This is a genomic window from Mycolicibacterium austroafricanum, from assembly GCF_902705885.1.
Lineage (GTDB): Bacteria > Actinomycetota > Actinomycetes > Mycobacteriales > Mycobacteriaceae > Mycobacterium > Mycobacterium vanbaalenii_A.
This window is the reverse complement of sequence record NZ_CACSIP010000027.1, coordinates 70,552-76,952: the sequence shown is the minus strand read 5'-3', so window position 1 is coordinate 76,952 and position 6,401 is coordinate 70,552. Positions and strand designations below refer to the sequence as shown.

The window sequence follows — 6,401 nt, the reverse complement described above, 5'->3', positions numbered from 1 at the left end:
GCACCTATCGCAACCGCAAGCCCCAGCCGGCACCATAAGTGTCAGCGATGTCCCGAGACATAAGTGTCAACGATGTCCCGAGACACCACATCACGTCGAGGGTGACAAACCACGCCGAAATCGCTTGGAACTACGCCGTTTCGGTGATCGGGCGATCCACCCAGCTCATCAGGTCGCGCAGCTTCTTGCCGGTCACCTCGATCGGGTGCTCGGCGTTCTCCTTGCGCAGCTGCTCGAGCTCCTTGTTGCCGCCTTCGACATTGGCGACAAGTCGCTTGACGAAGGTGCCGTCCTGGATGTCACCGAGGATCTGCTTCATCCGCTGCTTGGTATCGGCGTCGATGACCCTGGGGCCCGACAGGTAGCCGCCGAACTCCGCGGTGTCGGACACCGAGTAGTTCATCCGGGCGATGCCACCCTCGTACATCAGGTCGACGATCAGCTTGAGCTCGTGCAGCACCTCGAAGTAGGCGAGCTCGGGCGCGTACCCGGCCTCGACCATGACCTCGAAGCCGGTCTTGACCAGTTCCTCGGTGCCACCGCACAACACGGCCTGCTCACCGAACAGGTCGGTCTCGGTCTCGTCCTTGAACGTGGTCTTGATCACGCCGGCCCGGGTGCCGCCGATGCCCTTGGCATAGGACAGCGCCAGCGCCTGCCCCTCGCCCTTGGGGTCCTGGTCGACGGCGATCAGGCAGGGCACGCCCTTGCCGTCGACGAACTGCCGACGCACCAGGTGCCCCGGCCCCTTCGGGGCGACCATGCCGACCGTCACGTTGGCCGGCGGCTTGATCAGGTCGAAGTGGATGTTCAGGCCGTGACCGAAGAACAGCGCGTCACCGTCGTTGAGGTTCGGCTCGATGTCGCTGGAGAAGATGTCGGCCTGCGCGGTGTCAGGTGCGAGCACCATGATCACGTCGGCCCACTTGGCGACCTCTGCGGGGGTGTCCACCTCGAGGCCCTGTTCGGTGACCTTGTCGCGGGACTTGGAGCCCTCCTTGAGGCCGACCTTCACCTGGACGCCGGAGTCGCGCAGGCTCAACGAGTGCGCGTGCCCCTGGCTGCCGTAGCCGATGACGCCGACCTTGCGGCCCTGGATGATCGACAGGTCCGCGTCGTCGTCATAGAACATCTCAACTGCCATCTTCGTGAATCTTCTTTCTGTTCTTTGCTATTCGAATCATTACTTGGTGCTGATACCGCGGGGGCCGCGGGACAGCGACACCACGCCGGACTGGACGATCTCGCGCACCCCGTAGGGCTCGAGCACCCGCAGCAGCGCCTCGATCTTTTCAGGCGTGCCGGTGGCCTCGACGGTCAGCGACTCGTTGGAGACGTCAACGACCTTGGCGCGGAACAGGTTGACCGCCTCGATGACCTGGCCACGGGTGGAGGCATCGGTGCGGACCTTGATCAGCGCGAGCTCGCGGGAGACGGTGGTCTCCTCGTCCTGCTCGACGATCTTGATCACGTTGATCAGCTTGTTGAGCTGCTTGGTGATCTGCTCCAGCGGTGAATCCTCGACGTCGACCACGATGGTCATCCGGGAGAGGTTCTTCTGTTCGGTGGCCCCGACCGCCAGCGACTGGATGTTGTAGCCGCGCCGGGAGAACAACGAGGCCACCCGGGCGAGCACGCCGGGCTTGTCCTCGACGAGCACCGACAACGTGTGTGTGCGCGGAGCGGCGGCGCTCCTCGGCTCGATGTTCTTCGCGCTGGCGCTCATCACGCGTGTCCCTCTTCCGGATCGCCGAACAACGGCCGGATTCCCTGCGCCGCCTGGATCTCGTCGTTGCTTGTGCCTGCGGCCACCATCGGCCACACCTGGGCGTCGGCGCCGACGGTGAAGTCGATGACCACCGGCCGGTCGTTGATCGCCCGTGCCTGGGCAATCACCTCTGCGACATCTTCTTCGCGCTCACAGCGCAATCCGACGCAGCCCAGCGCCTCGGCGAGCTTGACGAAGTCCGGGATGCGCCGCGAATGGGTGGACAGATCCGTCTGGCTGTAGCGCTCCTGGTAGAACAGCGTCTGCCACTGCCGCACCATGCCGAGGTTGCCGTTGTTGATCAGCGCGACCTTGATGGGGATGCCCTCGATCGCGCAGGTCGCCAGCTCCTGGTTGGTCATCTGGAAGCAGCCGTCGCCGTCGATCGCCCACACCTCGGTGTCCGGGCAACCCATCTTGGCGCCCATCGCCGCGGGCACCGCATAGCCCATGGTGCCCAGTCCGCCTGAGTTCAGCCACGTCTTGGGCTTCTCGTAGGTGATGAACTGCGCGGCCCACATCTGGTGCTGGCCGACACCTGCCACGTAGATCGCGTCCGGTCCGGCGATCTTGCCGAGACTTTCGATGACGAACTCGGGCGACAGGCTGCCGTCGCTCTGCGGCCCGTAACTCAACGGGTAGGTGTCCTGCACGTTCTGCAGGTACGACCACCACTGGTCGATCTCGATGCGGTCCGCGGTGTCGTCACGGCGCAACACGTCGAGCAGGTCGGTGATGACCGCCTTGACGTCACCCACGATCGGCACGTCGGCGTGCCTGTTCTTGCCGATCTCCGCGGGGTCGATGTCGGCGTGGATCACCTTGGCTTCGGGGGCGAACGACTCCAGCTTTCCGGTCACCCGGTCGTCGAAGCGGGTCCCCAACGCGATCAGCAGATCGCTGCGCTGCAGTGCGGCCACGGCGGAAACGGTGCCGTGCATGCCGGGCATCCCGAGGTTCTGCCGGTGACTGTCCGGGAACGCACCGCGCGCCATCAGGGTGGTCACCACCGGGATGCCGGTCAGCTCGGCCAGCGCCGCCAGTTCCGCGGTGGCTTCGCCGCGGATGACGCCGCCCCCGACGTAGAGCACCGGCTTGCGGGCGGCGGCGATCAGCTTGGCGGCCTCACGGATCTGCCGGTTGTGCGGTTTGGTGTTCGGCTTGTAGCCCGGCAGATCCATCTGCGGTGGCCAGCTGAACGTGCACTCACCCTGCAGGATGTCCTTGGGGATGTCGACGAGCACCGCGCCGGGGCGTCCGGTCGAGGCGATGTGGAACGCCTCGGCCAGCGCACGCGCGATGTCGTCACCGTTGCGCACCAGGAAGTTGTGCTTGGTGATCGGCATCGTGATGCCGGAGATGTCGGCTTCCTGGAACGCGTCGGTGCCGATCAGCCCTCGTCCGACCTGACCGGTGATCGCGACCACCGGGATCGAGTCCATCTGGGCGTCAGCCAGCGGTGTCACCAGGTTGGTCGCCCCGGGGCCGGACGTCGCCATCATGACGCCGACCTTGCCGGTGGCGTGGGCGTAGCCGCTGGCGGCATGGCCCGCGCCCTGCTCGTGGCGGACCAGGACGTGCCGCAGCTTCTCCGAATCGAACAGCGGGTCGTACACCGGAAGGACGGCACCGCCGGGGATACCGAAGATCACGTCGACATCGAGCTCCTCGAGCGACCGGATGACCGCCTGCGCGCCGGTGAGTTGCTGCGGGGCAACGTTGTTCGGATGACGAATGGCTTGCGCCGGGGCCATCGCGGAGTTGTGCTTCGCGGTAGCCGCTGTCCCGTTCGTCGGGGTCGCCGACTGTTCGGGTGGTCGCGTGGTGGGTGCGCTCACGGTGTCCTCTGGTCCTTTTCGGTCGGTGCGATCTTCTCAAACAGGTGCTGGGAACAAGAAAAAACCCCCGTCAGCCCGGCGGCTGTACGAGGGTTGCGCGTCGATGCTTGGTTGCTATGCCCGAATCGGGGCCAGCGCGGCATCAACGCGCAACCCAATTACTACGAGCATGGTCTGCATAACCGTCGACGGTAGCCGCCGAACTGGTCAAAGGTCAAATTCGGCCCCTGCCGCCCGAGCATCGGACGACGCGCTGTTCCGCGATGGGATGATGGCGGCATGGGTTCCCCTCCAGCGGCGGCGTCGACACCGGCCGTCATCAGGATCTCGCCGATGGCCCATCTGGCCGTCGCGCTGTTCACCTTCGGCCTGCTGTCGGTGGTGCTGGCGCTGCGCGGATGGTCTGTGGTGCTGCTCCTCATCCCGGTACTGTTCTCGCTGGTGATCGTGCGGTATCGCACTACCGCAGATCGCGACCAGGTGACGGCGCGGGGTCTGCTGAGCAGTGAGACGGTCCGCTGGGATGACATCGACGGATTGCGGTTCGGCCGGAGGTCGTGGGCGCTGGCGCGACGTCGTGACGGCCGTGAGATCTCACTTCCTGCGGTGACCTTCGCGACCCTGCCGCTGTTGACAGCTGCCAGCGGTGGACGGGTCCCGAACCCTTACGAATGAGCTACGAATAAGCCGGGATCAGCCGTTACGCCAAGGGGTTTTCGCCGTTGAGCAGAACCCAGATCGCCACCCCGACCCCCACGCCGAGAACCAGGGCGGCAGCCGACCCGACAAACGGCCGGCGGGTCCACCCGCGTCCGGCGTCCAGACCGTACCGGCCGGGGCCGATCAGGATGATCGCCGCGACCGCACACACCAGGATGACTTGATACTCGTGCCCGTCGGCGAGGAAGGCGGACAGCCTGGCCTCGTCGTGGGCGATCATCACCTCGGTCAGCATCGCGGTGACGAGGTAGGCCAGTGCGCCGGCGGCGGCGACGGGGGTGAACAGTCCGAGGACCAACAGCACCCCGGCGGCGATCTGGCCACCCGAAGCGACGTAGGTCAGGATATCGGCGCGCTGGAAACCCCATTCGGTCAACGAGTCCCGGAAGCCATCGAGCCCCGGCCCGCCCCACAAGCCGAAGAGCTTCTGCAGGCCGTGACCGATGAGAAGGGCGCCGACAGCGACCCTGAGCAGGAGCAGGCCGAGATCCTGGGTGCCTCTGCGGTCGCCGTCACCGCGCTGGTCGGCATCGCCGGGCCCTACTTCGGCGGGCGCCGCGCCGGCACCGTATGCGCCGGCCGCCAGACCGCCGCCGGGTTGCACGTACGGCAGCGGTTCGGGGTCGTTGATCAGACCGAACGGGTGGTCGCCGGCCGGTTTGGCGGCGTCGTAGCGCGGGATCGCTGTGGTTTCGAAGTCTCCGCCGTAGTTCGCGGAGGGAAGGTCGTCCTCGGGGTCCACCAGGCTCGCCGACGCAGGCCGCCCGCCCGAATCGTCGGGCCGCTGCCAGGGGCGTGGGTCTTGGGGACTTGTCACGCCTGCCAGGGTAAGTGCAAGTCACTGCCGAATCGGGAATTGGCGCGGCGCGTTGGGCCTGTTTGTGCTGGGTCGCGCGGGTGCCCCGTGGGCGCGCGTGGCGCAGATCGCCCGACGATCCGTAACCTGGCGGGCATGAGTCAGCGTCGGCCGCCGGGGGCAATCGTCGTCCTGTTGTCCGCGGCGTTGTTGGTCGGGTCCGGTTGCGCCCGATTCGACTCGGCGCAGTCCCAGCCGTTCACCACTCCCCCGCAGCTCGCGCCGGGGCCGACATCGACGCCACCCCCGCCGCCGCCGCTACCCGCCAAACCGTTCCCCAAGGAATGCCCGGCGCCCGGGGTCATGCAGGGCTGTCTGGAGAGCACCAGCGGCCTGATCATGCTGCCGGACAGTCAGTCGGCGCTGGTCGCCGAGCGCAACACCGGGACGGTCAAGCGGGTGGCCGTGCGCGCCGAACCGGAGGTCAAGACGGTGATCCCCGTCGACCCCAGTGGTGGCGGAGGGCTGATGGACATCGTCTTGTCCCCGACGTACTCCCAGGACCGGCTGATGTATGCCTACATCAGCACCCCCACCGACAACCGGGTCGTCCGGATCGCCGACGGGGATGTCCCCAAGCCGATCCTGACCGGCATCCCCAAGGGCGCGACCGGCAACAGGGGTTCGCTGCTGTTCACCAGCCCGACCACCTTGATGGTGCAGACCGGCGACGCCGGTGATCCGGCCCTGGCGTCGGATCCGGGTTCGACGGCAGGCAAACTGCTGCGCATCGAACAACCCACCACCGTGGATCAGGCCCCCACCACGACGGCGATGTCCGGCCTGGGCCCGGCGGGCGGCACGTGCATCGACCCGTCCGACGGGTCCCTCTACGTCACCGATCGGACGCCGACTGCGGACCGGTTGCAGCGCATCACCAAGGACTCGACGGTGTCGACGGTGTGGACCTGGCCGGATCGTCCCGGCGTGGCCGGCTGCGCGGCGCTGGACGGCACCGTGCTGGTGAACCTCGTGGACACCAAGCAGACGGTCTCGGTGCAGCTGGCTCCGGACACCGGTGCGGTGACCGGCGAACCGGAGGTGGTCCGCCAGGACCGGCACGGTCACGCGTGGGCGCTGCAGGTGTCGCCCGACGGCAACATCTGGGGCGCCACCGTCAACAAGACCGCCGGCGACGCGATGAACCTCGACGACGTGGTGTTCCCGCTGTTCCCACAGGGTGGCGGCTTCCCGCGGGCCAACGAGGAGAAGACCTGAT

Annotated in this window: 6 protein-coding genes; 2 read left to right on the top strand and 4 right to left on the bottom strand. The window is 67.0% G+C overall.

The features are described from left to right. Positions 1–130: 130 nt before the first annotated feature. The 3 genes from ilvC to BEMPMBAN_RS18680 are packed head-to-tail and all read right to left on the bottom strand — an operon-like array spanning position 131 to position 3,606. Positions 131–1,144, bottom strand: a complete 1,014-nt coding sequence (gene ilvC, locus BEMPMBAN_RS18690; protein ID WP_159232747.1) for a ketol-acid reductoisomerase — start codon at positions 1,142–1,144, stop codon at positions 131–133. 39 nt (positions 1,145–1,183) lie between these two features. After that, the gene (gene ilvN, locus BEMPMBAN_RS18685; RefSeq protein ID WP_159232746.1) at positions 1,184–1,726 is read right to left on the bottom strand and encodes an acetolactate synthase small subunit; all 543 of its coding nucleotides are present in this window, start codon (positions 1,724–1,726) and stop codon (positions 1,184–1,186) included. Further along, positions 1,726–3,606: an acetolactate synthase large subunit gene (locus tag BEMPMBAN_RS18680; protein WP_159232745.1), complete on the bottom strand. Its 1,881-nt coding sequence runs from the start codon at positions 3,604–3,606 to the stop codon at positions 1,726–1,728. Before BEMPMBAN_RS18680 ends, ilvN begins: the two co-directional genes overlap by 1 nt. A 279-nt stretch (positions 3,607–3,885) precedes the next feature. Between BEMPMBAN_RS18680 and BEMPMBAN_RS18675 the strand changes: the two genes are divergently transcribed. Next, a complete protein-coding gene (locus tag BEMPMBAN_RS18675; RefSeq protein ID WP_200846039.1) occupies positions 3,886–4,281 on the top strand; it encodes a PH domain-containing protein in 396 nt (131 codons plus the stop codon). A gap of 25 nt (positions 4,282–4,306) precedes the next feature. Here the strand turns inward: BEMPMBAN_RS18675 and BEMPMBAN_RS18670 are convergent, their stop codons facing one another. After that, the gene (locus tag BEMPMBAN_RS18670) at positions 4,307–5,143 is read right to left on the bottom strand and encodes a DoxX family protein (protein ID WP_159232744.1); all 837 of its coding nucleotides are present in this window, start codon (positions 5,141–5,143) and stop codon (positions 4,307–4,309) included. 135 nt (positions 5,144–5,278) lie between these two features. Here BEMPMBAN_RS18670 and BEMPMBAN_RS18665 point away from each other — a divergent pair, with 135 nt between their 5' ends. Beyond that, positions 5,279–6,400, top strand: coding sequence for a PQQ-dependent sugar dehydrogenase (locus BEMPMBAN_RS18665; protein ID WP_159232743.1), 1,122 nt, complete (start codon positions 5,279–5,281; stop codon positions 6,398–6,400). The last annotated feature ends 1 nt before the right edge of the window (position 6,401 follow it).